Origin of the sequence: Afipia carboxidovorans OM5, from assembly GCF_000218565.1 — a bacterium.
GTDB classification, from domain to species: domain Bacteria; phylum Pseudomonadota; class Alphaproteobacteria; order Rhizobiales; family Xanthobacteraceae; genus Afipia; species Afipia carboxidovorans.
In genome coordinates this window covers 1235098-1261233 of the sequence record NC_015684.1, presented here as the reverse complement: position 1 = coordinate 1261233, position 26136 = coordinate 1235098, and the positions used below count along the sequence as shown (strand labels likewise).

28 protein-coding genes and 1 tRNA gene are annotated in these 26136 nt (G+C 63.2%); 12 read left to right on the top strand and 17 right to left on the bottom strand.

Going from position 1 to position 26136, the window contains the following annotated elements; translation table 11 throughout:
- Positions 1 to 11 precede the first annotated feature (11 nt).
- The 4 genes from OCA5_RS19115 to fabI all read right to left on the bottom strand — a co-directional run bounded on the left by OCA5_RS19115 (position 12) and on the right by fabI (position 3693).
- Entirely contained in the window at positions 12 to 596 is a 585-nt protein-coding gene (locus tag OCA5_RS19115; RefSeq protein ID WP_041559596.1) for a hypothetical protein, read from the bottom strand.
- Between the two features lie 118 nt (positions 597 to 714).
- Positions 715 to 1794 (bottom strand): chorismate synthase, encoded by a 1080-nt coding sequence (gene aroC, locus OCA5_RS05965; protein WP_012564036.1) that lies wholly within the window; start codon positions 1792 to 1794, stop codon positions 715 to 717.
- Between the two features lie 289 nt (positions 1795 to 2083).
- On the bottom strand, positions 2084 to 2683 hold the full coding sequence (locus tag OCA5_RS05960) for a histidine phosphatase family protein (protein WP_012564037.1): 600 nt from the start codon (positions 2681 to 2683) through the stop codon (positions 2084 to 2086).
- A 188-nt stretch (positions 2684 to 2871) separates the two neighbouring features.
- Entirely contained in the window at positions 2872 to 3693 is an 822-nt protein-coding gene (gene fabI / locus OCA5_RS05955) for an enoyl-ACP reductase FabI (RefSeq protein WP_012564038.1), read from the bottom strand.
- Positions 3694 to 3875: 182 nt separating this feature from the next.
- Between fabI and OCA5_RS05950 the strand changes: the two genes are divergently transcribed.
- Positions 3876 to 4364: a sigma-70 family RNA polymerase sigma factor gene (locus OCA5_RS05950; protein ID WP_012564039.1), complete on the top strand. Its 489-nt coding sequence runs from the start codon at positions 3876 to 3878 to the stop codon at positions 4362 to 4364.
- Between the two features lie 11 nt (positions 4365 to 4375).
- Complete coding sequence (locus OCA5_RS05945) at positions 4376 to 5149, top strand: anti-sigma factor family protein (protein WP_012564040.1); 774 nt, start codon at positions 4376 to 4378, stop codon at positions 5147 to 5149.
- A gap of 131 nt (positions 5150 to 5280) precedes the next feature.
- On the opposite strand, the gene OCA5_RS05940 is transcribed toward OCA5_RS05945, so the two are convergent.
- The 4 genes from OCA5_RS05940 to OCA5_RS05925 form a co-directional block, all read right to left on the bottom strand.
- On the bottom strand, positions 5281 to 5631 hold the full coding sequence (locus OCA5_RS05940; protein WP_012564041.1) for a PRC-barrel domain-containing protein: 351 nt from the start codon (positions 5629 to 5631) through the stop codon (positions 5281 to 5283).
- Between the two features lie 196 nt (positions 5632 to 5827).
- Positions 5828 to 6037 (bottom strand): hypothetical protein, encoded by a 210-nt coding sequence (locus OCA5_RS05935; RefSeq protein ID WP_012564042.1) that lies wholly within the window; start codon positions 6035 to 6037, stop codon positions 5828 to 5830.
- A gap of 83 nt (positions 6038 to 6120) precedes the next feature.
- Positions 6121 to 7110, bottom strand: coding sequence for a DnaJ C-terminal domain-containing protein (locus OCA5_RS05930; RefSeq protein WP_012564043.1), 990 nt, complete (start codon positions 7108 to 7110; stop codon positions 6121 to 6123).
- Between the two features lie 102 nt (positions 7111 to 7212).
- Complete coding sequence (locus tag OCA5_RS05925) at positions 7213 to 7680, bottom strand: RT0821/Lpp0805 family surface protein (RefSeq protein ID WP_012564044.1); 468 nt, start codon at positions 7678 to 7680, stop codon at positions 7213 to 7215.
- A 75-nt stretch (positions 7681 to 7755) separates the two neighbouring features.
- Here OCA5_RS05925 and pdxH point away from each other — a divergent pair, with 75 nt between their 5' ends.
- The 3 genes from pdxH to ligD all read left to right on the top strand — a co-directional run bounded on the left by pdxH (position 7756) and on the right by ligD (position 12082).
- Positions 7756 to 8391 (top strand): pyridoxamine 5'-phosphate oxidase, encoded by a 636-nt coding sequence (pdxH, locus tag OCA5_RS05920; RefSeq protein WP_012564045.1) that lies wholly within the window; start codon positions 7756 to 7758, stop codon positions 8389 to 8391.
- A gap of 45 nt (positions 8392 to 8436) precedes the next feature.
- Positions 8437 to 9195, top strand: a complete 759-nt coding sequence (locus OCA5_RS05915) for an SDR family NAD(P)-dependent oxidoreductase (RefSeq protein ID WP_012564046.1) — start codon at positions 8437 to 8439, stop codon at positions 9193 to 9195.
- A gap of 217 nt (positions 9196 to 9412) precedes the next feature.
- Complete coding sequence (gene ligD, locus OCA5_RS05910; RefSeq protein WP_012564047.1) at positions 9413 to 12082, top strand: DNA ligase D; 2670 nt, start codon at positions 9413 to 9415, stop codon at positions 12080 to 12082.
- A gap of 167 nt (positions 12083 to 12249) precedes the next feature.
- Here the strand turns inward: ligD and cutA are convergent, their stop codons facing one another.
- The 3 genes from cutA to OCA5_RS19110 are packed head-to-tail and all read right to left on the bottom strand — an operon-like array spanning position 12250 to position 13941.
- Entirely contained in the window at positions 12250 to 12567 is a 318-nt protein-coding gene (cutA, locus tag OCA5_RS05905; RefSeq protein ID WP_012564048.1) for a divalent-cation tolerance protein CutA, read from the bottom strand.
- Between the two features lie 31 nt (positions 12568 to 12598).
- Positions 12599 to 13576: a magnesium transporter CorA family protein gene (locus tag OCA5_RS05900; protein ID WP_012564049.1), complete on the bottom strand. Its 978-nt coding sequence runs from the start codon at positions 13574 to 13576 to the stop codon at positions 12599 to 12601.
- Between the two features lie 29 nt (positions 13577 to 13605).
- Complete coding sequence (locus tag OCA5_RS19110; protein ID WP_162485796.1) at positions 13606 to 13941, bottom strand: hypothetical protein; 336 nt, start codon at positions 13939 to 13941, stop codon at positions 13606 to 13608.
- On the opposite strand from OCA5_RS19110, the gene OCA5_RS05895 reads away from it, so the two are divergent.
- Entirely contained in the window at positions 13880 to 14557 is a 678-nt protein-coding gene (locus OCA5_RS05895) for a L,D-transpeptidase (RefSeq protein ID WP_013912946.1), read from the top strand. The two genes, OCA5_RS19110 and OCA5_RS05895, sit on opposite strands and share 62 nt — an antisense overlap.
- Before the next feature lie 311 nt (positions 14558 to 14868).
- Here the strand turns inward: OCA5_RS05895 and OCA5_RS05890 are convergent, their stop codons facing one another.
- Positions 14869 to 15888, bottom strand: a complete 1020-nt coding sequence (locus OCA5_RS05890) for an extensin-like domain-containing protein (RefSeq protein ID WP_013912945.1) — start codon at positions 15886 to 15888, stop codon at positions 14869 to 14871.
- Here OCA5_RS05890 and OCA5_RS05885 point away from each other — a divergent pair.
- A complete protein-coding gene (locus OCA5_RS05885; RefSeq protein ID WP_012564052.1) occupies positions 15887 to 16615 on the top strand; it encodes a sulfite exporter TauE/SafE family protein in 729 nt (242 codons plus the stop codon). The genes OCA5_RS05890 and OCA5_RS05885 overlap by 2 nt on opposite strands.
- 98 nt (positions 16616 to 16713) lie before the next feature.
- The gene (locus OCA5_RS05880) at positions 16714 to 17562 is read left to right on the top strand and encodes a DUF1499 domain-containing protein (RefSeq protein WP_012564053.1); all 849 of its coding nucleotides are present in this window, start codon (positions 16714 to 16716) and stop codon (positions 17560 to 17562) included.
- On the opposite strand, the gene OCA5_RS05875 is transcribed toward OCA5_RS05880, so the two are convergent.
- From OCA5_RS05875 to ribB, 3 genes are all read right to left on the bottom strand, one after another.
- Complete coding sequence (locus OCA5_RS05875; protein WP_012564054.1) at positions 17535 to 18464, bottom strand: MBL fold metallo-hydrolase; 930 nt, start codon at positions 18462 to 18464, stop codon at positions 17535 to 17537. The two genes, OCA5_RS05880 and OCA5_RS05875, sit on opposite strands and share 28 nt — an antisense overlap.
- A gap of 55 nt (positions 18465 to 18519) precedes the next feature.
- Positions 18520 to 19725 (bottom strand): acyl-CoA dehydrogenase, encoded by a 1206-nt coding sequence (locus tag OCA5_RS05870; protein WP_012564055.1) that lies wholly within the window; start codon positions 19723 to 19725, stop codon positions 18520 to 18522.
- 83 nt (positions 19726 to 19808) lie between these two features.
- Positions 19809 to 20885: a 3,4-dihydroxy-2-butanone-4-phosphate synthase gene (gene ribB, locus OCA5_RS05865; protein ID WP_012564056.1), complete on the bottom strand. Its 1077-nt coding sequence runs from the start codon at positions 20883 to 20885 to the stop codon at positions 19809 to 19811.
- A gap of 261 nt (positions 20886 to 21146) precedes the next feature.
- Here ribB and OCA5_RS05860 point away from each other — a divergent pair, with 261 nt between their 5' ends.
- On the top strand, positions 21147 to 21605 hold the full coding sequence (locus tag OCA5_RS05860; RefSeq protein WP_012564057.1) for a DUF2147 domain-containing protein: 459 nt from the start codon (positions 21147 to 21149) through the stop codon (positions 21603 to 21605).
- A 510-nt stretch (positions 21606 to 22115) separates the two neighbouring features.
- Here OCA5_RS05860 and OCA5_RS05850 read toward each other — a convergent pair.
- Positions 22116 to 22192, bottom strand: a tRNA-Pro gene (locus OCA5_RS05850).
- Positions 22193 to 22288: 96 nt separating this feature from the next.
- Between OCA5_RS05850 and OCA5_RS05845 the strand changes: the two genes are divergently transcribed.
- Positions 22289 to 23269 carry an L-threonylcarbamoyladenylate synthase gene (locus tag OCA5_RS05845; RefSeq protein WP_013912943.1) on the top strand — a complete coding sequence of 327 codons (981 nt, stop codon included), beginning with the start codon at positions 22289 to 22291 and terminating at the stop codon, positions 23267 to 23269.
- Positions 23266 to 24678 carry an FAD-binding oxidoreductase gene (locus OCA5_RS05840; RefSeq protein ID WP_012564059.1) on the top strand — a complete coding sequence of 471 codons (1413 nt, stop codon included), beginning with the start codon at positions 23266 to 23268 and terminating at the stop codon, positions 24676 to 24678. Before OCA5_RS05845 ends, OCA5_RS05840 begins: the two co-directional genes overlap by 4 nt.
- 114 nt (positions 24679 to 24792) lie before the next feature.
- Here the strand turns inward: OCA5_RS05840 and OCA5_RS05835 are convergent, their stop codons facing one another.
- On the bottom strand, positions 24793 to 25548 hold the full coding sequence (locus OCA5_RS05835) for an SOS response-associated peptidase (RefSeq protein WP_012564060.1): 756 nt from the start codon (positions 25546 to 25548) through the stop codon (positions 24793 to 24795).
- 84 nt (positions 25549 to 25632) lie between these two features.
- Here OCA5_RS05835 and OCA5_RS05830 point away from each other — a divergent pair, with 84 nt between their 5' ends.
- Positions 25633 to 26136 (top strand): hypothetical protein, encoded by a 504-nt coding sequence (locus OCA5_RS05830; RefSeq protein WP_013912942.1) that lies wholly within the window; start codon positions 25633 to 25635, stop codon positions 26134 to 26136.

The following is a 26136-nucleotide window of genomic DNA, read 5'->3' as shown; positions in this document are numbered from 1 at the left end:
GCCGCAAGCGATCAATCGCACACGTTGACGGTCCGTGCGTGCCAGCCCGTCCGGGTGTGATAGCGCGTCACCCGGTAACACGAGTCATTATAGGCGTAGTCGCCGTAGTAGCTGTCACCGTAATAACCATCGCCGTAATAGGCGTAGTCATACGGGTAATCGTCGTAATAACCGCCGTAGTAGCCATAGCCGAACGCCAGCGGGACTCCATAACCCCAACCACGGTGACGCCATCCGCGATGTCCATGGCCGTTCCAACCGCGGACATAGCGACCGCTACCGACTGTGGGACCAAACGAGCGGTTGATTGTGGCATTGCGCATCACGCCCGGATTGGTCGCCGCAAAACTGTTGCGCATGCCGCCGCCGCGCATCACGGAGCCGCCAAAGCTTCCGCCGCCGCGGGAAAAACCACCACCGCGCGCGAACCCGCCGCCACCAAAATGACCGCCGCCAAATCCGCCTCCGCCGCCGAAGTGCGCACCGCCGCCCATGTGGCCGCCTCCGCCACCTCTATGCTGCGCCATCGCCGCACCGGGCTCAAACGCCGCCATGGCGGCGACGATCGCCGTGCCTATCAGGATTGTCTTGAGCATCGCTCATCTCCACCTATCCGTTCCGTGGAGATAATGAGCCTGCGACCAATTGGCTCCCGGCCCGCGCGCAACAATGCGCGTTCCGGCATCAGCAATCCGTGAACGAAAGAATGTGAGTCTAGCCGTTCTGGCCGCGGTGGCGCAGGAAGTGATCGGCCAGCACGCAGGCGACCATCGCTTCGGCAACCGGCACCGCGCGAATGCCGACACAAGGATCGTGCCGGCCCTTGGTCAGGATGTCGGTCTCCCCGCCTGCGCGATCGACGGTCTTGCGCGGCGTGAGGATCGACGATGTCGGTTTCACGGCAAAGCGCGCTACCACGGCCTGTCCGGTCGAGATGCCGCCGAGGATGCCGCCCGCATGGTTCGACAGAAACACCGGACCGTTATTGCCAGCGCGCATCTCGTCGGCGTTGTCCTCTCCGCGCAACTCGGCTGCGCCGAAGCCCGCGCCGATCTCGACGCCCTTCACCGCGTTGATGCTCATCAGCGCAGCCGCAAGATCGCTATCGAGCTTGCCGTAGATCGGTGCGCCCCAGCCCGCGGGTACGTTTTCCGCGACCACTTCGATCACAGCACCGATCGACGAGCCGCTCTTGCGGATCTCGTCGAGATATTCCTCGAAGAAGGCGGCCTTGGTCGCGTCCGGGCAGAAGAACGGATTGCGCGTGACATCGTCCCAGTTCCAGTTGGCGCGGTCGATCTTGTGCGGCCCCATCTGCACGAGCGCAGCGCGCACCTTCACATCGGGAATGACCTTGCGCGCCACCGCGCCCGCCGCAACCCGCGCCGCGGTCTCGCGCGCCGAGGAGCGGCCGCCGCCACGATAGTCGCGGATGCCGTACTTGGCTTCATAGGTGTAGTCGGCATGACCGGGACGATATTTGTCCTTGATGTCCGAATAGTCCTTGGAGCGCTGATCGGTGTTCTCGATCATCAGCGCAATCGGCGTGCCGGTCGTCACCTGCCCGCGCTCGGTCTCCATCACGCCGGACAGAATCTTGACCTGATCGGCCTCCTGCCGCTGCGTGGTAAAGCGCGACTGGCCGGGCTTGCGGCGATCGAGATCGCGCTGGATTTCCGCAGCCGTCAGTGGAATGCGCGGCGGGCAGCCATCGACCACGCAGCCGAGCGCTACCCCATGGCTCTCGCCGAAGGTGGTGACACGGAACATATGGCCGAAGGTGTTGAAGGACATGAGCCAAGCCAAATAGGAAATTTCCTACGTGGTAGCCAGATGTAGCGAAAATCGCAACAGCCGTCGCAACATGCGTCATGCCCCGCCTTGTCCCAGTCATGACACTGGGGACGGGACTCTTCCCCTCTCCCCTTGTGGGAGAGGGTGATCCGAGCGTTAGCGAGGATCGGTGAGGGGTCTACCACCTTGAGCCTTGACCCCTCACCCGGCTCAATCTCGCTTTGCTCGATTCGCCACCCTCTCCCACAAGGGGAGAGGGGAAGAAGCAGCTGATAGGCTCGGCTTCCTCTCAACTATGCTTGGTGATCTTGCCGTCCTTGAAGACGTAGACGACGCCCTGCTCGATATAAATCTCGACCGCACTGACCGGCGTCTCGACCTCGAGCGCCGCCATCAGCGCGCGGCAGGCGCCGCCATGGGACACCGCAACCGTGTCCTGCAGCAGCGAATCGTACCAGTCGCGCATGCGTAGCGCCACCGACGCATAGCTTTCGCCACCGGGCGGCGGCACGCCCCATTTGTCGGCCTGCCGCTGCGCAAACAGTTCGGGGTGAGACTTCTCCATCTCGACCAGCGTCGAGCCTTCCCAGTGGCCATAACCCACCTCGCGCAGACGGTCATCAAGGTCATAGCCGTGCGGCGGCATGCCGAGCTCGCCGCGCACAAGCTCCATCGTCTGACGCGCCCGGCCAAGTGGCGAGGCGACAAACGGAATGCGCTCCGGCTTGTGTGAATCCACAGCGAGAATGTCGGCCAGCAGTTCGCCCGCGCGCACCGCTTGCACCTTGCCGCGCTCGTTCAGCGGAATGTCCTGCGTGCCCTGAAAGCGGCCGGCCGCATTCCATTCGGTCTGGCCATGGCGGATGAAGTAGATGGTGGGAGACGGCATCGGGCGATTAATCTCAATTCAGGTCGTCATTGCGAAGGATCGGCCCCTCAAGTGTCCCGGGCGCGATGCGGCGTGCAACGCCGCTTCGCAGAACCGGGACCCTCGCGGACACCGAATTCGAAACGGCCCCGGCTCTGCAGCGCACCACTTACGTGATGCGCTGCGTCCGGGGCACGCAGCGTCGGAGTTCAGTCTTTCCCCGCAAGCGATATATCCGGCGCGTCGGGGCGTTTCATGCCGACGACATTATAGCCGGAATCGACATGGTGCACCTCGCCGGTGACGCCGCGCGCGAGATCGGACAGCAAATACATCGCACTGTCGCCGACTTCTTCCTGCGTCACGGTTCGGCGCAGCGGCGCGTTGTATTCGTTCCACTTCAGGATGTAGCGGAAATCGCCGATGCCGGACGCGGCGAGCGTCTTGATCGGTCCCGCCGAAATCGCGTTGACGCGGATGTTCTTCTCGCCGAGATCGGCCGCGAGATACCGCACGCTCGCCTCGAGTGCCGCCTTGGCAACGCCCATGACGTTGTAATGCGGCATCCACTTCTCCGCGCCGTAATAGGACAGCGTGAGAATCGAACCGCCCTCCGTCATCAGCTTCTCGGCGCGCTGCGTGATCGCCGTGAGCGAGTAGCAGGAGATCAGCATCGAGCGCGAGAAGTTCGCCTCGGTGGTGTCGAGATAGCGGCCGTCGAGTTCGTCCTTGTCGGCAAAAGCAATGGCGTGGACGACAAAATCGATCTTGCCCCACTGCTTTTTCGCTTCCTCGAACACAGCGTCGATGGAAGCGCCGTCGGTGACGTCGCAATGGCCGAGCGTGATCGCGCCGAGCTCCTTGGCGAGCGGCTCGACGCGCTTCTTCAACGCATCGCCCTGCCAGGTCAGCGCCAGTTCCGCGCCCTGGTCGCGGCAGGATTTGGCGATCCCATAGGCAATCGAGCGGTTGTTCGCGACGCCAAGGATGATCCCTCGCTTACCGCGCATCAGACCGGTATTTTCAGCCATGAAAACTGTCCGTTGATTGGAAAACCTGAAAAACAGAGGCCCGTCTTGGCATAGCCGGTTTGACCGGGCAAGGCCGCGAATGGGCGGGGCCAATACCCTGCCTAAAGCCACCAGAGCGGGAATAGACGTAATTTCACGGTGTTATACAGGACAACGCGAACCAGCCGCCAGAGCCTGAACCCATGCCCGACTTCCGCGACAGCGTTGAGACCATGATTCCCGCGCTGCGCCGTTACGCCCGGGCGCTGACCCACGACCGTGAGGCGGCCGACGATCTCGTCCAGGATACGCTGGTGCGGGCGCTGCGGGCGGAGAAGCTGTTCCTCGGCGGCGACCTGCGCGCCTGGCTTTATACGATCCTGACGAACCTTAACCGCAACCGCCGGCGATCGCTGGCGCGGCGGCCGGTGCTCGCGGAGTATCACGACGATGCGCCCGAACCCTCCGGCACCGAGGCCGAAGGCCGCGATATCGCCCGCGCGCTTGCGACATTGCCGGACGACCAGCGCTCCGCGCTTCTTCTCGTCGCGCTGGAAGGCCTGAGCTATCGCGACGTCGCCGAGATTCAGGGCGTGCCGATCGGCACCGTGATGTCACGCCTCGCGCGCGCCCGTACCCAGATCCGATCCGTTCTCGACGGTGAGCGCCCCGCGCTTCGCCGCGTCAAGTGAAAGACACTGCGATGATCCACGACACGCCTGTCACCGAAGACGAACTCCACGCTTACGTCGATGGCGAGCTACCATCCGAGCGACGCGACGCGGTGGAAGCCTGGCTTGCCGCGCACCCTGACGATGCGGAGCGGGTTCGCCTGTGGCGCACGATGAGCGACATGCTGCATGCGAAATACGATCATGTCGCCGACGAGCCGGTGCCCGCGCGCCTCGCGCTCGATCGTTTGACGCAACGCCCGCGGCAGTGGGCCTTGACGGCGACGGCCGCGATGCTGGCCGCCTTCCTGATCGGCGGGGGCAGCGGCTATGTTCTGCGCGGCATGACCGCGCAAACGACTGCCACCACGAGCTTCACCGGCGATGCGCTGGAGGCGCACCGGCTTTACGTCGTCGACGTGCGCCATCCGGTGGAAGTCGGAGCAAGCGAGCGCGCCCATCTGCAGCAATGGCTCACTAACCGCTGCGGCTGGCAGGTGCGCGCGCCCGAACTCGATGCGCAGGGCTTGAAGCTTGTCGGCGGACGTCTCCTGCCCGGCCCCAACGGCCCGGCGTCATTCTTCATGTATGAAAATGCATCGGGCGAGCGCTTTACGATCTATGCGTCGCGCGCAACGAGCGCGTCGAGCAACATGCGCTATGCTGCGCAGGACAAGGACGCCGCGATGTATTGGGCGGACAACGGCATCGGTTATGTCGTGTCGGGCCCGGCCGACAAGGAGAAGCTGACGCAAGTCGCGCGGCTTGTGTTCGACCAGACCGATCAGGCGGGGCGGAAACTGTAGGGCCGCATCAAAGCAGCCCGTCATGGCCGGGCTTGACCCGGCCATCCATTATTTTTGAAAGATGGATGCGCGGATCAGGTCCACGCATGACGACTGAAAAATCCCTCGTCTATGCAAAACATAGGCATCCCTCACGCGCCGTAATACTCGCCGACGGATTTCGTGGCCGCTCCCCAATCCCATTCGGTGCCGGGCTGATATTTCGGACCGGCTTTCAGCTTCTCGACCGGGATCATGATCTGATAGCCGCCAAGGTCGACGTTGTATTTCAGTGCGGGCCACGGCAGCGGGTAATGCGCGTCGCCGATGCCAAGAAACCCGCCGAAGCTCAGCACTGCGAACGACACGCGGCCGCTTACCTTCTCGATCATCACGCATTCGATCACGCCGATCTTCTCGCCATCGGCATCGAACACCGAAGTGCCCTGCACACGATCGCTTCCGATCAAACTGGAGGTCGAACGATTGAGGTCGGTCGGCATAGCATTCTCCCGTCAGAACAAGGAAGTAATGCCCGCTGCAACGCCGTGGTTCCGCAGTCCGCGGCACCATCACGCAATCGGTTTCGGAACTACCGTGCGTAAAAAACAAGGCCGGAGCAAGCTCCGGCCTTGCGAACAAACATGGGTTGAACAATCTGCAGGTGAATGACTAACGGCCGCGTACGGCCGCCATCTCTCACGCTTTCGCGCGCTTCAAGACCGGCTTTGCGGCCTCTTCAGCCTCTCTGGCGAGGCGCAAGGCACGCAGCCTTGCCATGTTCTGACGGACGGCAACCGCCTCGCGTGCAACCTCGGCGAGTGCCTTCTCGCCCTCGATACGGGCGACACGTTGCTTTTCCGCACGGGCGATCTGTTCGGGGGTTTGGGATTTCGCTGTTTTGCTCATCCCTTAGATATGGGGATGGAACCGTAAATTTGAAACCCGTGGAACCCGGAAAAATGGCCGTTTCAGGACCCGTCGCCGGAGCCTCAGCCGAGCCCGCTGCGGGGGTTGTAAGGGTGCTGGCTGCGCCACTTCTCCATCAGCGCCTCAAGTTCGGCGTCGTTGCCATCCGGCAAGACGATCCGCACCGAAACATAGAGATCGCCGCCTCCGCCTTTCGCAGGCACACCCTTGCCCTTGAGGCGGAAGGTGCGGCCGCTCGAGGTGTTCTTCGGAATGGTGAGTTCGACCGCGCCCTTCAGTGTCGGCACGCGGACCTTGCCGCCCAGCACCGCCTCGTAGAGCGTCACCGGCAGTTCGATGCGCAGGTCGTTGCCGTCCACCTTGAAGAACGGGTGCGGCGCGATGTTGATCGTCAGCAGCACGTCACCGGGCCGATGCCCGGGCGCGGTGTCGCCCTGCCCCTTCAGCCGGATCTGCTGGCCTGAAGTTACGCCCGCCGGAATCTTGACGTTGAGCTCCTTGCCGTTCGGCAGGCGAATGCGCTTGCTGCCGCCATTTGCTGCCTCTTCCAGCGAAACGCTCAGGTTTGCCGCGATATCGAGATCGACGCCAACGCCGGGATCAAATTCGAAGCCGCCGCGTCCACCGCCGCGCGGACCTGCACCGCCCATGCCGGCTCGCCCGCCGAACATGCTGGAGAGAATGTCCTCAAAGCTGCCCGCTCCGGCACCTGCGCCCGCACCGGGGCCGCCGCTCGTAAACGAGTATTCAAATCCGCCGGGCCCTGCACGCCCACCGGCGCCGCGCGCACCGAACGGAGAGCCCGCACCCTCGAAGCCCTGAAAGCGCGGCTTGCCTTCGGCATCGATCTCGCCACGATCGAACTGCTTGCGCTTGTCCTCGTCACCAAGGATTTCGTTGGCCGTATTGATCTCGGCAAAACGCGCCGCCGCTTTCGCGTCGTTCTTGTTGGCGTCGGGATGGTGTTTCTTGGCGAGCTTGCGAAATGCGCTTTTGATCTCCGCAGCGCTTGCGCTTCGCTGCACCCCCAGGACCTCATAGGGGTCGCGCATCCGTTACCTCTCCTTCAAGCATCACTCAGTCAGATGATCGGGCCGGACAGCCCCAAGAATACCGACAATAAATGGGAACGCCGTGAAGCGGTTGCAACCGTATCACGACCGCTTCCAGGGCTTCATACTGCGGATTTCCCAGGCACCGCCTGACTTGCAGGCCTCGCCCTGCAGCCAGCCCTCGTTCGTACCCCGCACATAGCTTGCGAGGAAATCCCGGCACATCCGCCCGCCCTCGCCGGTATAGGCAGAGGCAAGAGGCGTCACCGAGCCGCGCGCGCCGGTCTGCGGGTTCTCCCACGGCTGGCTCGCATCCCTGGCGCCACGGGTCAACACGTCGGAGGCAGCGTTACGCGCCAGCGCGAGGTCGGTATCGGTGAGATTGGTATCGTCGGTCAGGCGTACCGGGGTAATCGAGCCGGTCACTTCGACCTCGGCAGGAGCCGCAGCCTCTTTTGCCTTGTCGCCGCCCAGCATATCGCCGAGCTTGTAACTGCAGCCACCGGCGCAGATACCAAACCCGACCATCAGCGCCACCACCGCCATCTGGCGGATCGGCGTTTTCCCCATTCGATGGCTTGCCCTATAATGGGGGGTAAACGCGCGGTTAATGGGCGCGGGCCAACGCAACGCGGTACTCCAGACATGAACACGACTGATGCCATTCAACAACAAAGTCCGTTAACATCCGGTGATTTTACCGAAAGCACCGAACCGTTCGCGCTTTTCACGGCATGGTTCAACGAGGCAAGGGCCTCCGAGCCGAACGACCCCAACGCCATGGTGCTCGCGACCGCCGATGCCGATGGCATGCCGGACGTGCGCATGGTGCTGATGAATGGCGTCGGTCCGGATGGCTTCGTATTTTACAGTCATATCGGCAGCGCCAAGGGGCAAGAGCTTGCGGCCAATCCGAAGGCCGCGCTGTTGTTTCACTGGAAGTCGCTGCGGCGGCAGATCCGGGTTCGCGGGCCGGTCACGCCCGTCAGCGACGCCGAGGCCGACGCCTATTTCGCGACCCGGCCCAAGCAGTCACAGATCGGCGCATGGGCGAGCAAGCAGAGCCAGCCGCTGGAGAGCCGTCTCGCCTTCGAGAAAGCGATTGCCCTGAACGCCGCAAAGTATGCTATCGGCGACGTCCCACGTCCGCCGGGATGGAGCGGATGGCGGATCACGCCGCAATCGATCGAGTTCTGGCACGATCGCCCCTTCCGCCTGCACGATCGCATCGTTTTCCGCCGCGAGGGCGACGGCTGGAGCAAGACCCGCCTTTATCCTTGAGCGATTTCACTGTCCTTTCTGTCACCGTGAGTGAAGAATCCCATCATGACGTCACCTCCCCCACCCAACCAGCCGCGCCGCACGCTTCTGTTGACCGGCGCGAGCCGCGGTATCGGCCACGCCACAGTGATCCGATTTTCCAGTGCGGGCTGGCGCGTCATCACCTGCTCGCGCCATCCCTTTCCCGAGCAGTGCCCGTGGGACGCCGGGCCTGAGGATCACATCCAGGTCGACTTGTCGGACATCGACGACACCGAGCGCGCCATTCAGGAAATCCGCAGCCGCCTCGAAGGCGGCCAGCTTCATGCGCTGGTGAACAATGCCGCGATCTCGCCCAAGGGCGAAGGCGGCAGCCGGCTCGGCACCATCAAGACCGACAACGACACCTGGGCGAAGGTGTTTCGCGTCAACTTCCTCGCGCCGGTGTTTCTCGCGCGCGGCCTGATCGAGGAATTGAAAGCCACCAAGGGTTCGGTGGTGAACGTCACTTCGATTGCGGGGTCGCGCGTGCATCCGTTCGCGGGCGCGGCCTATGCCACCTCGAAGGCTGCACTTGCGGCGCTGACGCGCGAGATGGCTTACGACTTCGGCAAGGTCGGCGTGCGCGTGAACGCCATCGCGCCCGGCGAGATCGACACTTCGATCCTCTCGCCCGGCACCGAAAAGATCGTCGAACAGCAGATTCCGATGCAGCGGCTCGGCACGCCGGACGAGGTGGCGAAGATCATCTACGTGCTCTGCACCGAAACCTCATCCTATGTGAACGGCGCGGAAATCCACATCAACGGCGGCCAGCACGTTTGAGGCATCAGCCTCAGTCGATCTGCTCACTGCGTCATTGCCGGGCATAGCCTGTCGAAGACGGGCGTGAACGCCCTTATGCCCCCGGCAATCCATTTTTTTGGAAGATGGATGCGCGGATCAAGTCCGCGCATGACATTTCGTTAAAGCGAGAGAGCAGTCAAAGGAACCTGAGCGCAGCCTTGCGGGTTTATCTCCATTCCTCGCAAGGCAGCCTCCCGTGACCCGTAAAAAGCTCTCCGTCTACCAGACCAAACGCGACTTCACGAAAACCGCGGAGCCCTCCGGCGCTGCAAAAGTTACGCGTGGAAAGTTGCCGCGTTTCGTCATCCAGAAGCACGATGCGACGCGACTGCATTACGATCTTCGGCTCGAAATCGACGGCATCTTCAAATCATGGGCGGTGACGCGCGGCCCCTCGCTTGATCCGAAGGACAAGCGCCTCGCCGTCGAGGTCGAGGATCATCCGCTCGACTACGGCGATTTCGAGGGCACGATTCCGAAAGGCCAGTATGGCGGCGGCACAGTGATGCTGTGGGACCGCGGCTTCTGGCACAGCGACGATCCCGCAGGCGGCCTAAAGAAGGGCGATCTCAAATTCACGCTGGAGGGCAAGAAGCTGCACGGCGAGTGGGTGCTGGTGCGGATGCGCCATGACCGCACCGGTGGCAAACGCACCAACTGGCTTCTCATCAAGCATCGCGACGAGGCCGCGCGCGAGGGCGAGGACATTCTCGATCAGGATCGCTCGGTCGCATCCGGCCGCACGATGGAGCAGATCGCGCAAGGCAAGGGCCGCGGGCCGACGCCGTTCATGACGGCGAAGGGAAACGCAAAGCCAAGCCGCTCCAAAGCCGACCGCGTCTGGCAATCGAACCAGGGCACAGCGGCGGCATTGCGCGCGAAATCGGTGGCAAAAACGAAGACGCTGGCAAAGCCAGTGCAGGCAGCCGTGCGCAAGGTCGATCACCTGCCGGAATTCATCGCACCGCAACTGTGCAAGTCCGTTGCCCGCCCGTCCGATGGCGCGGACTGGATTCACGAAATCAAGTTCGATGGCTACCGGATGCAGTTGCACATCCAAGGCGGCAAGGTGCACTTGCGCACGCGCAAGGGCCTCGACTGGACCGATAAGTTTCCGGCTATCGCCAAGGCGGCCGCCAAGCTGCCGGAGTGCATCATCGATGGCGAGATCGTTGCACTCGACCACGAGGGGCACCCGAGCTTCGCCTCGCTGCAGGCGGCGCTATCTGATGGCGACACCGATGAACTGATCTTCTTCGCGTTCGACCTTTTGTTCGATAAAGACAGCGACCTGCGCCGCCTGCCGCTCACCGAGCGCAAAGCGCGGCTGGAACAGTTGCTCGACCGCCAGAGCAAAACCAGCGTCATCCGTTATGTCGCGCATTTCGACACCGGCGGCGACGCGGTGTTGAAGTCGGCCTGCCGTCTCGCGCTCGAAGGCATCATCTCCAAGCGGCGCGACGCGCTCTATCATTCCGGTCGCACCGAAAGCTGGACAAAAGCAAAGTGTCGCGCGGGGCACGAGGTTGTCATCGGCGGCTGGAAAACCACCGCGGGCAAATTCCGCTCGCTGATGGTCGGCGTGCCGCATGAGGATCATCTCGCTTATGTCGGCATCGTCGGCACCGGTTACGGTCAGGCCGTCGTTAAACGGATTATGCCGGAGTTGAAGAAGGTGGCTTCGACGACAAATCCGTTCGGCGGCAAGAACGCGCCGCGGAAAACGACGGGCGTGCACTGGGTCAAACCCGAGCTTGTCGCCGAGATCGAGTTCGCCGGCTGGACCGGTGACAACATGGTGCGGCAGGCCGCGTTCAAAGGCCTGCGCAAGGATAAGTCGGCAGACGAAGTGCAGGTCGACGAACCGGTCGTCACGCCCATCGCCGAACCCGCACCACGCAAGACCAACACCAAGGCCAATACGAAGACTCGCGCGAAAGCTGCCACACGCACGTCCTCCTCCGGCAACGCCGTGGTGATGGGCCTCACCATTTCCAAACCGGACAAACCGCTCTGGCCGGACGATGGCAAAGGCGAGCCGGTCACCAAGCTCGATCTCGCCCGCTACATGGAGACCATGGGCGAATATCTGCTCCCGCACATCGAAGGGCGGCCCTGCTCCATCATCCGCGCGCCGGATGGCATCGAGGGCGAGAAGTTTTTTCAGCGTCACGCCACGGCCGGGATGTCGAACCTGATCGATCAGGTTCGCGTCTCCGGCGACCGCAAGCCTTACATCCAGATCGATCGGATCGAAGGGCTTGTGGCGGCGGCGCAGATCGGCGGTGTCGAATTCCATCCGTGGAATTGCGCGCCGAACGAACCCGATGTGCCGGGCCGTCTGGTGTTCGATCTCGATCCCGCGCCGGGCGTCAACTTTACCGATGTCATCACCGCCGCGCGCGATCTGCATGATCGGTTGTCGTCGCTCGGACTCGAGAGCTTCTGCAAGACCACCGGCGGCAAGGGCCTGCATGTGGTCACGCCGTTGAAGGATGCGAAGAAGGATCGCATCGACTGGAAAGCGGCGAAGGCCTTTGCACAGGCGGTCTGTCAGGCGATGGCGGCGGATGCGCCGGAGCGCTATCTCATCAACATGTCGAAGAAGAAACGCGAGGGCAAAATCTTCCTCGACTATCTGCGCAACGACCGCATGTCGACGGCGGTCGCGCCGTTCTCGCCGCGCGGGCGCGACTTCGCTCCGGTGGCATGGCCGATCACCTGGGCTCAGGCGCGCACGGGCCTCGATCCGCTGAAGTTCACGCTACGCACCGTACCCGCGCTGGTGAAGACATCGAAGGCGTGGGCCGGTTACGACCGCGCCGCGCGCTCGCTGAAAGATGCGATCCGGAAAATGGGTGGCTGACGGTTAAAATCCGTCCACAAAATGATCTGTCATGCGCGGACTTGATCCGCGCATCCATCTTCGAAAAAGTGGATGGATTGCCGGGTCATGAGGGCGTTCACGCCCGTCTTCGACGGGCTATGCCCGGCAATGACACCCGGATGTTTCCGAGCGACATGAAAAACGCTTCATCCCACCTCACCCATCAGCCATGCCCGATATTTTTCGCCGACGCCATCGACCGGCAGGCGAATGATCTCAGGTGTATCGTAGGGATGAAGCTCCAGCAGCAAGACTTCCAGCACGGCAAACTGGTCGGTCCGCGTCTTGAACAGGATCATCTGCTCGCCGTCCTCGACGACTTTGCCCTCCCAGCGATAACAACTGGAAATCGGAAGGGTCTGGGCGCATGCCGCAAGGCGCGCATCGACCACCGCGCGCGCAAGCGCCTTTGCCTGCTCCGGGGTCGTGACGGTGGTCATCACGATGCAAACGTCATCGGCCATCATTACCTCCTATTGTTCCAGGCGGGATGGCTTACAGCCACTTCTTCCACTTGAAGAACACATAGGGCAGCACCGCCGCAAACAACATGGCCATCAGCGCAAAAGGATAGCCGTGCCGCCATTCAAGCTCCGGCATGATCTTGAAGTTCATGCCGTAGATCGAGGCGATCAGCGTCGGCGGCATCAACACCACCGCCATAACCGAGAACAGCTTGATGATGTTGTTCTGCTCGAGATTGACGACGCCGAGCATCGCATCGAGCACGAAGGTGATCTTGTTCGACAAATAGGAAGCGTGATCGGTGAGCGACTGCACGTCGCGCTGCAACGTCTTGAGTTGCGCGCGCTGCTCCTTGCTCCAGCGCCCGGTCTGATCGATATCGACCGTGACAAAGGAAATCACGCGGCCGATCGAGACGAGACTTTCGCGCACCTTCGACGTCAGGTCTCCCTTGCGGCCGATGGTGATGAGAATGCGGGAATATTTGCGCGCCTGCCCGCGATCGGCGGACAATTCGAAAATCGTGTTGCTGACGTTATCGACATCGGCACCAACACGCTCGAGGACGTCGGCGCTGCGATCGATGATCGCCTCCAGCAGCTCCAGCAGGACAGCATCACCGGTCGTCCCCGCGGGGCAGGTACGCCCGAGCTTTCCCGCTACCAGCATAAAGGGCTTCGGCTCATCATAGCGCACGGTTACGAGCCGCTGCCCCGTCAGGATGAAGGAGACCGGTGCCGTGCGCGGGTTAACGCCATCTGTGCCGCAAACGAGCGTCGCCGTCATGTAGCGAGCGTTGTTCTCGATATAGAGGCGCGAGGAGATTTCGATCTCCTGCATGTCCTCGCGGGTCGGGATCTGGATGCCGACGAGCTTCTCGACCGCCTTGTCCTCGCCGGGAACCGGTGCCTTGAGGTCGAGCCAGACGGCATCCTCAGGCAGCGCGTTGAGATCCGCGACGTCGACTTTCTTCAGCGACCCCGATGAGGGTGCGAATACGGACAGCATGACAGGTGGTCTCCGGCTGCGGCACGACGTCACTCGCCAAAACGCAAATCCGCTCGATTCGGGCAAGTCGGAAGGAGTTCGGCCCCGGGGATGCCTGTTCCACGGGCAGAGGCAGGGTTTACAGAAGCTTTATGACGCAGGAGTGCGGCAGCAATGCCACAGGTGGGATGCTGCGTGGCAAAACAAGGCTCGCGTGGCTGGCGTTGGGCGAAAACCTGATGTTTATAAGGCAAGCGATATGATGGCGGCTTAGGTCCATTGATTCTTGTTTTATCCGCCGCCGCGCCTTCAAGGTTCAAGTCGATGCCGTCGATTGCTTCCAAATTTGCCGTGCTCGCCGCCGGCCTGTTCTTGGCGGGCTGCATGCAGACCACCCATTACGAGGCCTCGAGCGATAGCCTGCTCAAGCCGCGTGACAAGGAACTCCTGTCCAAGGTGACCTATGCGAAGGCGCCGGTGGCTGAGCCGTTCCGTCGTGCCATTGTGGATTACCACCGCAAGGAAGCACCGGGCTCGATCATGGTCGATTCCGACAACCACTATCTCTACTACGTGCTCGATAACGGTAAGGCGATCCGCTACGGCATCACCGTCGGCGAAGAAGCCATGGCCTGGTCCGGCATCGCCAAGGTCGGCGCGCTGCGCGAGTGGCCGGATTGGCACCCCACCAAGAGCGAGATCGAGCGCCTCGGCGTTCCGACCTTCGTCAAGGGCGGCCCGGACAATCCGATGGGCTCGCGCGCGATCTACCTGTACTCGGGCGGCAAGGACACGCTGTTCCGCATTCACGGCACCAACCAGCCGGAATATATCGGAGCGTCGATTTCCTCGGGCTGCATCCGCATGACCAACGAGGACGTCATCGACCTCTACAGCCGCGTCAAGATGGGCGCGATCGTCGTCGTGCTCGAGCCCAAGCAGGGTGACTCGCCCTTCAACTCGAAGATGGCGCTGCAGGGCGGCAACACGCTCTATCAGTAAGCTGTCGCAATCTTTCAATCGAAGCGCCGCCCCTCACCCGGGCGGCGTTTTTCGTTGGGCGATACAGGTATTGCCATGCGAGCTCACTCATTCGTTGCCCAATCTCGCAGCAGCGTTCCCTTCACCTCTCCCCCAACGGGGAGAGGTCGGCGAGCCATTAGCGGGTCTTTGACACGCTAGGGCGAGCCGGGTGAGGGGGACCAGATATTCAATCGAGGCATTTAGATCCCCTCACCCCAACCCTCTCCCCAACGGGGAGAGGGAGCACACCGTGGGCGATAAACCTCCTCACAATAACGATTCAACCCGATTCATTCCGCCTTGCCCGCAGCCGCACCCGCTTCCCCCTTTGAAGGCTCGGACGTAGCAGGCGCCGGTGCATCTGACGGTCGCTCCGCCGGCAGGAATGGCGGGGTCGCCGGCAGCGGCTCGTAGATATTCCACTGGCAGAGTTTGTAGTTGTTGCGGCGCTGCGCGATGTCGAGATGGATATGATCCTCGTGATACCAGTCCGAGCCCGGACCGAGCACCGTCGTGAAGCGCGTGCACACCGACCACAGCACCTTCTCGCGCACCTCGGGCGCCAGCGCACGATCGGTCAATGACAGTTTCCTGCCGTCGGCAAGATCGAGGCTACGCACATCGAGCGCATTCGCCTTGCCGTGCTCGGACAGTTTCGCTCCCTTCACGCGGTTGCGGCCGCGGCAAGAATAGGAATCGAAATTGTCGAGCGCATCGAGCTCGGAGCCGAGGCTCTGCGCGAGAGGAGAGGCATCCTCGCGTATCCAGTCTGCAACCGCCCGCGCCATCTCACAGCGCAGTGTTGCCGCCGGCTTGAGGCCGACACGCCGCCCGTCCCGCAGCACCACGGCCTCGAGCCGCACCAAATCCTCGCCACCACAGCCGCTGGCATCGCGAATTGGCGCGATTGACGGGGCAATCGCGATGTCGTCGGTCAGGGACTTGCGGCAGGCCGAGACTTCCGGCGTTGCGGGCTCAGCCGGGGCACTCTTCTTCTCGTCACCAACCTGCGGAGCCGCCTCCGGCGCGACTGCGGGCACCTCCGCAGGGCGCGGCCGGGGCAGCGGTACGGACGCCATCGCGGCCGGCAGCAAGGCAAGCATGCCTCCCGCCGCAAGGGCCATAACCCACGCCTGCAGAAGGCCGTGCGCGCGGAGATTTCGATAGGCTTGCGGGATCGGCATTCCGGAGCAGACAGGCAATTCTGGAAGGGACGACGGAAGGTGCTTCGTTGCCTTTCCCCCACCATAAAGCGCCCTGCCGCTGCTGCCAATTCCGGGCACGCACGCGATACGATAGAACGGAACCATGGGGCTGATTCTCGTTCTCATCGTCGGGCTTGTGGCCGGCATCTTCAGCGGCATCGTCGGAACCGGCGCTTCGATCATGCTGGTGCCGGTCCTTGCCACCATCTATGGACCGAAAGCCGCGGTGCCGATCATGGCGGTCGCCGCGGTGATGGCGAATCTCTCGCGCATCCTTGCGTGGTGGCGCACGGTCGATTGGCGCGCGTTCGCGGCTTACAGCATCACCGCGGGTCCCGCCGCGTTTCTCGGCGCGCGCACGCTGCTGATCCTGCCCGCGCGCGCGGTCGATTTCACCATCGGACTGTTTCTGCTGTCGATGATCCCGCTACGGCATCTGCTCGCCAAACGCATGATCCGCCTGACGCTGTGGCACATGGCGCTGGCGGGCGCGGTGATCGGTTTCCTCACCGGCATCGTCGTCTCCACCGGACCGATCTCGGTGCCGGTGTTTCTCGGCTACGGACTCGTGAAAGGCGCATTCCTCGCAACCGAAGGCGCGTCATCGCTCGTCATCTACGTCGTCAAGGTGCTGACTTTCGGCAGCAGCGGCGCACTGCCGCTCGACCTTCTGCTGAAAGGCCTCATCACCGGCGCCGCGATCATGGCCGGCACCTTCATCGCCAAGCCGTTCGTGCTGCGCCTCGCGCCGGAAACCTTCCGTGTCATCATGGACGGGCTGATGCTGATCTGTGGCCTCACCATGATCTGGAATGCGGTGATGGCCTCATGAATTCGCGGCCCGATTTCGATGTCCACGACTTCCCTCCCCGCAGGGAAATAGGCTAGGTCAAACGAGCCGGCGCAAGCCCTGCGCCCGTGGATCATCGAATGGCCCGCCGCTTTTCAGCCGCCTATCTGAAAGAACCGATTTCACCGCTCGCCTCGTGGGCGCGGCGAATGGCGGTGTTCGCGCTGGTCGCGACGGTTGCCTCGGTTCTGGTGGTGCGTTTCGGCTTCCTCGATTTCCGCCCCGCATTGACGACGTTCTTCGGCGCGCTCGCCTGCGCGGGCCTCTCCATCCTGCTGTGCTTCGCCGCCTTCGCCGCGATCTGGCAGAACGGCTCGCGCGGCATGAGCCGCATCCTGCTCGCGCTGTTCATCGACGTGCTGATCCTCGCCTACCCGGCCTATCTCGCCTTGCAGTACCAGCGCCTGCCGCGGCTCTACGACATCTCGACCGATCCGATCGACCCGCCGCGCTTCGATGCACTGGCCCGCCTGCGCGCCGCCGATGGCGCGAACCCGGCCGCCTATGCCGGGCTCTATTCCGCCGAGATGCAGCGCGAGGCCTATCCCGACATCGAGCCGGTCTATGTCAACCTGTCGCCGCAGCGCGCCTACGACATGGCGCTGCGGATCGTCACCCACCGCAAATGGCTGGTGATCGACGATCGCCCACCGGCTCCGCCGCAGCGGATCGGGCGCATCGAAGCGGTGGCGCGCACGCAGGTGATGGGATTGCGCGAGGACGTTTCGATCCGCGTCGTGCCGGACGGCGACGGCGCGCGCGTCGATATTCGATCTTCCTCGCGCTACTTCGAGCATGATTTCGGCAGCAACGCTTCGCGCATCCGCGCCTTCGCGAGCGAACTCAGCGACGCGGCCGACAACGCCAAACCCGAGAAGAAGATTCTCGAACCGGCAAAGCCTCAGCCCAAGGGCACCAAGAGGCGATAGGTCTTGTCGATGGTCGGCGCGCCATTGGTTACGACGATGCCGCGCTCGGCCAGATCTTCGAGATGCGCAAGCACCGAATAGCCTGCAGCGCTCACAAGCCGTGGATCGATGCCGATATAGCTCGCACGCACGATGCTCGGAATATCGGCATCGCCCTTCGCCAGCCTGTGCAGGATCGAGGCCTCGCGCGCACGGCGATGACGGATCATGAAGTCCGCGAACCGCGGCCCATCTTCAATCTCCGGCCCGTGGCCCGGAAAATAAAGCCGCTCCGGCCGCGCTGCGAGCTTTTCGAGCGAGGCCATGAAATCGATCATCGCGCCATCCGGCGGCACCACGATGGTGGTGGACCAGCCCATCACATGATCGCCGACGAAGATCAACGAGCGCTCGCGCCAGGCAAACGCCATATGGTTCGCGGTATGGCCCGGCGTCGTCACCGCCTGCAGCGACCAGCCCTCGCCTGAAACAACCTCGCCGTCCGTTAGCGCGACATCCGGGCGAAAGTCGAGATCGTTGGATTCCTTGTTGCGGGGCGGCTCGCCTTCATGCATCGGCCGCGCCGCGCGGTGCGGGCCCTCGGCATAAACGCTCGCACCGGTCGCCTGTCTGATCTTCGGCACAGCAGGCGAATGATCGCGATGAGTGTGGGTGACAAAAATGTGCGTCACCGTCTCGCCGCGCACGGCGTCGAGCAGCGCCGCGATATGCGCATCGTCGTCCGGCCCGGGATCGACGATGGCGACGCGCCCTTCGCCCACGATGTAACTCACCGTGCCGGTGAAGGTGAACGGGCCGGGATTGTCACAGAGAACTCGCCGCACACCCGGCACCGGACGATCGACCACGCCGGGCTTCAGCGGAAAGTTGCGATTGAACGGAATGTCGTTATCGAGCGCCATCACGCGCCCCTTTGCGCGAGCGTGCGCAAACCCATCATCGCATGCCGTACGCGCATCAGGTGAACGCCTGAATTCCGGTGATGGCGCGGCCGAGGATCAGCGCGTGCACGTCGTGGGTGCCCTCATAGGTGTTCACGCTTTCCAGATTCTGCGCATGGCGCATGACATGGAATTCGCTGGAGATACCGTTGCCGCCGTGCATGTCGCGTGCGACACGGGCGATGTCGAGCGCCTTGCCGCAATTGTTGCGCTTCATGATCGAAACCATCTCAGGCGTGACCTTGCCCTCGTCCATCAACCGGCCGATCCGCAATGATCCCTGCAAACCGAGTGCAATCTCGGCCTCCATGTCCGCGAGCTTCTTCTGCACGAGCTGGGTCGCGGCGAGCGGCCGGCCGAACTGCTTGCGGTCGAGCACATATTGCCGCGCGCGATGGAAGCAATCCTCCGCTGCGCCCATCGCACCCCAGGAGATGCCGTAACGCGCGCGATTGAGGCAACCGAACGGCCCCGCAAGCCCGGAGACATTCGGCAACAGCGCGCTTTCCGGCACCACGACGCCATCCATCACCACCTCGCCGGTGATCGAGGCGCGCAACGACAGCTTGCCCGCGATCTTCGGCGCCGAGAGGCCCTTCATGCCCTTTTCGAGAATGAAGCCGCGTACCTTGTTGTCATGCGCCTGCGACTTCGCCCACACCACGAACACGTCGGCGATCGGCGCATTCGATATCCACATCTTCGAGCCAGTGAGACGATAGCCGTCGGAAACCTTCTCGGCGCGGGTTTTCATGCCGTCGACATCGGAGCCTGCGTCAGGTTCGGTCAGACCAAAGCAGCCGACCCACTCGCCGCTCGCAAGCTTCGGCAGATATTTCTTGCGCTGCGCCTCGTCGCCATAGCTATAGATCGGATACATCACCAGCGAGGACTGCACGCTGTTCATCGAGCGATATCCGGAATCGACCCGCTCGATCTCGCGCGCGACAAGGCCATAGGCGACGTAACTTGCGTTGGCGCAGCCATATTCTTCGGGGAGCGTGAGGCCGATCAGGCCAAGCTCGCCCATCTCGCGGAAAATGTCGCGATCCGCCGTCTCATCGGCATAGGCATCGAGCACGCGCGGCAGCAGCTTGTCCTGCGCGTAGGCATGCGCCGTATCGCGGATCATGCGCTCGTCTTCGGTTAGCTGGTCTTCAAGGAGAAATGGATCGTCCCATTTGAATACGGGCTTGTCCTTCGCCTGGGGGCGCACGCTCATGTATCGCTCTCTCGCTTGCTCTGCCCGAAAAACCTAGCACGCCGCCGCGTCGGCCGTATATCGCCGGCCTTTCGCAAATCGTGTCAGCTCTCGAACAGCTCGTTCCCCACGATCTCGATGCCGTATCCCGACAGACCCTTGTAGTCATGGACCGCGGAGGTGAGATGGCGGATCGACGTCACGCCGAGGTCACGCAGGATCTGTGCGCCGACACCGATCTCGCGCCATTGCCGATTGCGATCCGCCTCCGAGGAATGATGCTGATCGATCGGCGCCACCGGCACGCCGACCACGCCGTCGCGCAGATAGACGAGCACGCCGCTGCCGTTCGCCTTGAACCGCTCCAGCACCTTCGCAAGGCGCTCCGATCCGAAGAAGATGTCGCGCGTGAGGTTCGGCTTGTGAATGCGGGTTAGCACACCCTTGCCGTCGCCGACACCATTATAGACGAAGGCCGCGTGATAGACCGGATCGAACGGCGAACGATAGGCATAGCCCTGCATCGGGCCGATCGGCGAATCCACGGTGAAGGTGGAGACACGCTCGATCAGTTTCTCGCGCGCCTGCCGATAGGCGATCATGTCGGCAATGGTGACATGCTTGAGGTTGTGCTTGGCGGCGAAGCTCGTCACCTGCTCGCCCTTCATCACGGTGCCGTCGTCGTTCATCAGTTCGCTGATGACGCCGACCGGCGGCAGGCCCGCGAGCTTGCAGAGATCAACCGCCGCCTCGGTATGGCCGGAGCGCAGCAGCACGCCGCCCTCGCGCGCGATCAACGGAAAGACGTGGCCCGGCCGGGCGAAGTCCGCGGCACCCGCATTCGGGTTGGCGAGCGCACGGCAGCAGGCAAGCCGCTCTTCCGCCGAAATGCCGGTCGTCATGCCGGGCTTGTAGTCGATGGAGACCGTGAATGCCGTGGTGTGGTTGGAATCGTTGTTCGCGACCATCGGATCGAGCCGCAGGCGCCGCGCATCCTCGACGGTGATCGGTGCACATACGATACCGGAAGTGTGGCGGATGATGAACGCCATCTTCTCCGGCGTGCATAAGGTGGCGGCAACAATCAGATCGCCCTCGCCCTCACGGTCGTCATCGTCGGTCACGACAACGAGTTCACCCGCGGCAAATGCCTTCAGGACTTCGGCTATAGTGTTCGGCATTTTTCGTACTCAGTGCGACTTATTGAATCAGGCGATCGATTAAATCGTATGATGCACAGGGCGGCCTCGCACAACCGCCTGCCGGGCTAACAAATTCCTTACCTATCTGGTGAGAATGGCACAACGGGAATCCCGCAGCCTTTTCCCCGGTGGCTTTTCGGTGCATTGAAGATGAGAGCCCGATCGCCCATATCAGATATGGAGATTCGAGACGATTCCCCCGTCATTCGCCCCTCGGTTCCACAATCACGCACGGTCCTGATGGTTCTTTCCGCACACAACATCCTTCTCGCCGGTCTCGCATGCGTTGCGATGACGCTCACGGTCCCGCTTCCCGCTGCCGCGCAGAATACCAATCCGGTTGTCGGCACGTGGCGGACGGAGAAAGGCGATGCCACGGTGCGCGTCACCACCTGCGGTAGCGGCATTTGCGGCAAGGTCGTCGGCTTGCGTGAGCCGATCGATCCGGACACCGGCAGGCCCGCGGTTGACAACAAGAATCCGAATCCCGCGCTGGCACAGCGCCCGATCATCGGGCTCAATCTCTTCAACGACATGCGCGAGACCAGCGCGACAACCTGGGCCGGCCGCATTTATAACGCCGACGACGGCCAGTTTTACGCGAGCAAGGTCGCTATCGAGGGCCCTTCGCGGCTACGCGTGGAAGGCTGCGTCGGCGCGATCTGCGGCGGCGAGATCTGGACCAAGGTCAGCCGCTGATATCGCATGCTCGTCAATCGCGCGACGTCAAAATTTCACCTCGCGTATAACTCTCCAAACTCATCGCATGCCTGAGCTTCGAGCGCGCGCATCAAGCCGTCGCCACGCCTGATGTTGAATTTCCGGTCAGCATCGCATTCCAATGCCGGCTGGCCGAAGAGATGACGCGCCAGACTCATGCATCGCGCAAATGTTTGAGCATCGCTCAAAGTCTGACAGACCGTGCCCTCGAACATCGGCGGGCGGAAATGCACCTTCTGTGAGGGCCAAGGGTGCAGATATCCTGAAAACAGGTACCACCACCACTGGTCTGACGATGACATTGCGCCGGCAGGCCCCATCCATGGCCGGCAACCCGGCCGAGAGCGGCTTGGAGCAACCTGCCGGAAAGCGGCGGCCTCATCTCCCGGCTTTCAGGAGGGATTGCGCCGAAATTCACCGAGCGCCGGACGCGTATGTCACACGCTCCGCTGCGAGGAAATACCGGTCAATTTCAGGGATTTGAAAAAATGGTCGGAGTGGCAGGATTCGAACCTGCGACCCCTGCGTCCCGAACGCAGTGCTCTACCGGGCTGAGCCACACTCCGACGTTGAGGCGGGTCTTATAGCCGCGCCCTCCGCTCGCCGCAAGGCGCGCGAGAACGCTTTGACGCAGGCGCGCCCAGCGCTCATAAAAGGGCGCGATGACCCTGATTTTGACCACAAAAATCCTTCCCGCGGCGGAGGCGACCCGCCCGGCGGCAGAATGTCTGGCGGCTGGCGGCCTCGTCGCCTTCCCGACCGAGACCGTCTATGGCCTTGGCGCGGACGGCACCAACGGAAGCGCCATTGCGCGGCTTTACGAAGCCAAGGGGCGGCCCTCCTTCAACCCGCTCATTGCCCATGTGCCGACGCTGGAAGCCGCCCAGCGCATCGCCCGCTTCAACGACACCGCCTTCAAGCTTGCGAGGGCCTTCTGGCCGGGGCCGCTGACGCTGGTGCTGCCCAAAACGGCCGATTGCCCGGTTTCGGACCTCGCCACCGCGGGGCTCGAGACGGTCGCCGTGCGGATTCCGGCGCATCCGGTGGCGCAGGCGATTCTGCAGGCGCTCGGCCGGCCGATCGTCGCCCCTTCGGCCAATCGCTCCGGCCATGTCTCGCCGACGACCGCCGCGCATGTCCGTGATGATCTCGACGGCCGGATCGATCTCATCGTCGATGGCGGACCGGTCCAGGTCGGCGTCGAATCGACCATCGTCGGCTGCACTGGTACCCCCATTCTGCTGCGCCCCGGCGGCACACCTCGTGCCGCGATCGAAGCCGTACTCGGCACGCCGCTGGCGCGCCAGCCCGCGCCTGTGCAGAACGGCCCGCTCGCGCCCGGCATGCTGGCCTCGCATTATGCGCCCTCAGCCAATGTCCGACTCAATGCCACGGAGCTTCGCAACGGCGAGGCGCTGCTTGCCTTCGGCCCGCCGCTCCCCGGTGCGCCTGCGGGCCGCACGCTCAACCTCTCGCCGCGTGGCGATTTGATCGAAGCTGCTGCCAACCTGTTCAGCCATCTGCGGGCGCTGGACGAGACCGGCGCGCGCACGATAGCCGTGATGCCGATTCCCACTGCCGGCCTCGGCGAGGCGATCAACGACCGGCTGCGCCGCGCCGCCGCCGAGCGGCCCGCGCCATGACGGCCGCGCCCCTCTCCGACGATCTGCTTGCGCGTTTCCGCGCCATCGTCGGCGACAAGCATGCCGTCAGTGGCGAGGCGGATAAGGCGCCTTATCTCGTCGAGGAGCGCGGCCTCTATCAGGGCCGCACGCCGCTGGTGCTGCGCCCCGGCAGCACCGACGAAGTCGCGGCGATCTGCAAGCTCGCGAGCGAGACGCGGACGCCGCTGGTGCCGCAGGGCGGCAACACCGGCCTCGTCGGCGGGCAGATCCCGCATCACGGCGAGATCGTCATCTCGCTGCGCCGCCTCGACAAGATCCGCGAGGTTGATGCTGCCTCCAGCACCATGATCTGCGAGGCCGGCGTCATTCTCGCCAATGCCCACACGGCGGCAGAACAGGCCGACCGCATCTTCCCGCTATGGCTCGGCTCGGAGGGAAGCTGCACCATCGGCGGCAATCTCTCCACCAATGCCGGCGGCATCGCCGCGCTGTCCTACGGCATCGCGCGCGATCTGGTGCTCGGGCTTGAAGTCGTGCTCGCCGATGGTCGCATTTTGCGCGGCCTGTCGAAGCTGAAGAAGGATAATACCGGCTACGATCTGCGCAACCTGTTCATCGGCTCCGAAGGCACGCTCGGCATCATCACCGCGGCGGTGCTGAAGCTGCTGCCGAAGCCGCGCACGGTCGAGACCGCCTTTGTCGGCCTTGCCTCGCCGCAAGCCGCACTGTCGCTTCTCAACCGCGCGCAGGCCGCCGCAGGCGCGACGCTGACAAGCTTCGAGTTGATCTCCGACGTCGCGGTGTCGTTCGCGGTGAAGCATGGGCCGAGCTTGCGCGCGCCGCTCGTAGGCCCATATCGCTGGTATGTGCTGATGGAAATTTCCTCGCCGCGCGAAGATGCGCGCACACTGATTGAGGACATTCTGTCTGCTGCGATGGAAGATGGCTTGGCCGACGATGCGGTGATCGCTGCAAGCCTTGAGCAGCGCAAGATGTTCTGGACGCTACGCGAGGTGATCTCGCCCGCACAGAAGCCCGAAGGCGGTTCGATCAAGCACGACGTCTCGGTGCCGGTGGCGGCGGTGCCGACGTTTCTCACCGATGCCGATGCAGCGGTGGCGAAGCTCATTCCCGGCGCTCGGGCGGTGGCGTTCGGCCATCTCGGCGACGGCAACATCCACTACAACGTGAGCCAGCCCGTTGGTGCCGACAAGGCGGCCTATCTCGCGCGCTGGCATGAGATGAACGAAGTCGTCCACGCGATCGTGTTGAAGCATGGCGGCTCGATCTCTGCCGAACACGGCATCGGCTTTCTCAAGCGTGACGAGCTTGCGCATGTAAAGGACCCGGTCGCGCTCGACCTGATGCGCACGCTGAAGCGCACGCTCGATCCGCTCGACATTCTCAATCCGGGCAAGGTGGTGTGAGATTTGTCATGCCCGGCTTTATGCCGGGCATCCACGTCTTAAAATTTTCGCCCGAAGGAAGACGTGGATGGCCGGGACAAGCCCGGCCATGACGAGTCTTTCCATCAGATCAATTTAAAACAGCGAGCCCTGCCTCTCCTCCGACGCGCGACGCGTGGCACGACGCGACGAAGCCTCCGGCTTCTCAGGCTCCGCAACTTCAACAGGCTCGATGCGCTCCAGCAACCCGGCGTGATCGTTCGCAACACGATTGACCTCGACCGACACCGGATGCCACGCGAGGCTTCCCGAGGGCGGCGGCTGCAACAGACGGATCGCCTCCGCCGTTGCGGCCTCGCCGCCGTCGAGCCAGCAGGCATAGTCATTCGGCGCGATCAGCACCGGCACGCGCGCATGCAGATGCGCCATCTCCTCCCGCGCCGCTGTCGTCACGATCGCCACGGTGTCGAGTTCCTCACCGTTCGGCCCGACCCATGTCTCGGCAATTCCGGCGAGGCCCATCGGCGCGCCGTCGCGCGGGTGAATGTAGAACGGCTGCTTGCGCGCGCCGCCCGCCTGCCATTCGTAATAGCCGTCGGCCGGCACCAGGCAGCGCCGCCGCCGGATCGCATTGCGGAACGCAGGCTTCTCCAGCACGCTTTCGGAACGCGCGTTGATGACGAGCGAAAACGCCTTCGGGTCTTTCACCCAGGCCGGGATGAATCCCCAGCGCACCAACTGGAAATGCCGCGCGCCCTCGCTGGCCAGCACCACCGCGACCGGCTGCGTCGGCGCAACGTTATAACGGGGCGGAAAGTTCGGCTGCTCGGCATAGTTGAAGGCCTGCCGCAGGATAGCCGGCGCCGATGTCAGCGTGAATCGCCCGCACATGCCTTCCCTCTAACCAGATACCGATCATTAATGGGCCGCGTTGTAACCTTTTAGCCAGCCGCATCAGACCCTTCAAAGCCCGCAATGGCGTTATCCCAATCTTCAGCCCTGACGATGAGCCAACCCGATGCCGCGGCAAAAGCGGCTCGCGACAAACTGCTGAAGGACAACAACATCAATCCGCGCACGGGGCTCGCGACCGACTATCTCAATCATTTCAACGAAGCGATCATGCTGCTCGAAATGATCCCGGACATGCCCGAATGCGCCGAGGATTTCCTGAGCTGGCGGCCGCTGACCTACCGTCAGCATTTCGAGGCCTCGAACCTCAAGGCGCGAGAGCTCACCATCGAGGCCTATGAGCAGGCCGAGGTCGCGATGAAGGCCGAATTCGACCGCGTGATCGGCTCGATGCGCGATATTCTGGTGGCGGTCAGCGAAGGCATGCGCAGCACCAGACAGGACACCACCCGCATCAGGCTCGCCACCGAGGCAATCGGCTGGATTCAGCCTCTGCTTGCGATGGCTGGCGCTTTGATCCACGGTGTCTCCGACGGCACCGATATCGACAGCATCATGGAATCCTGA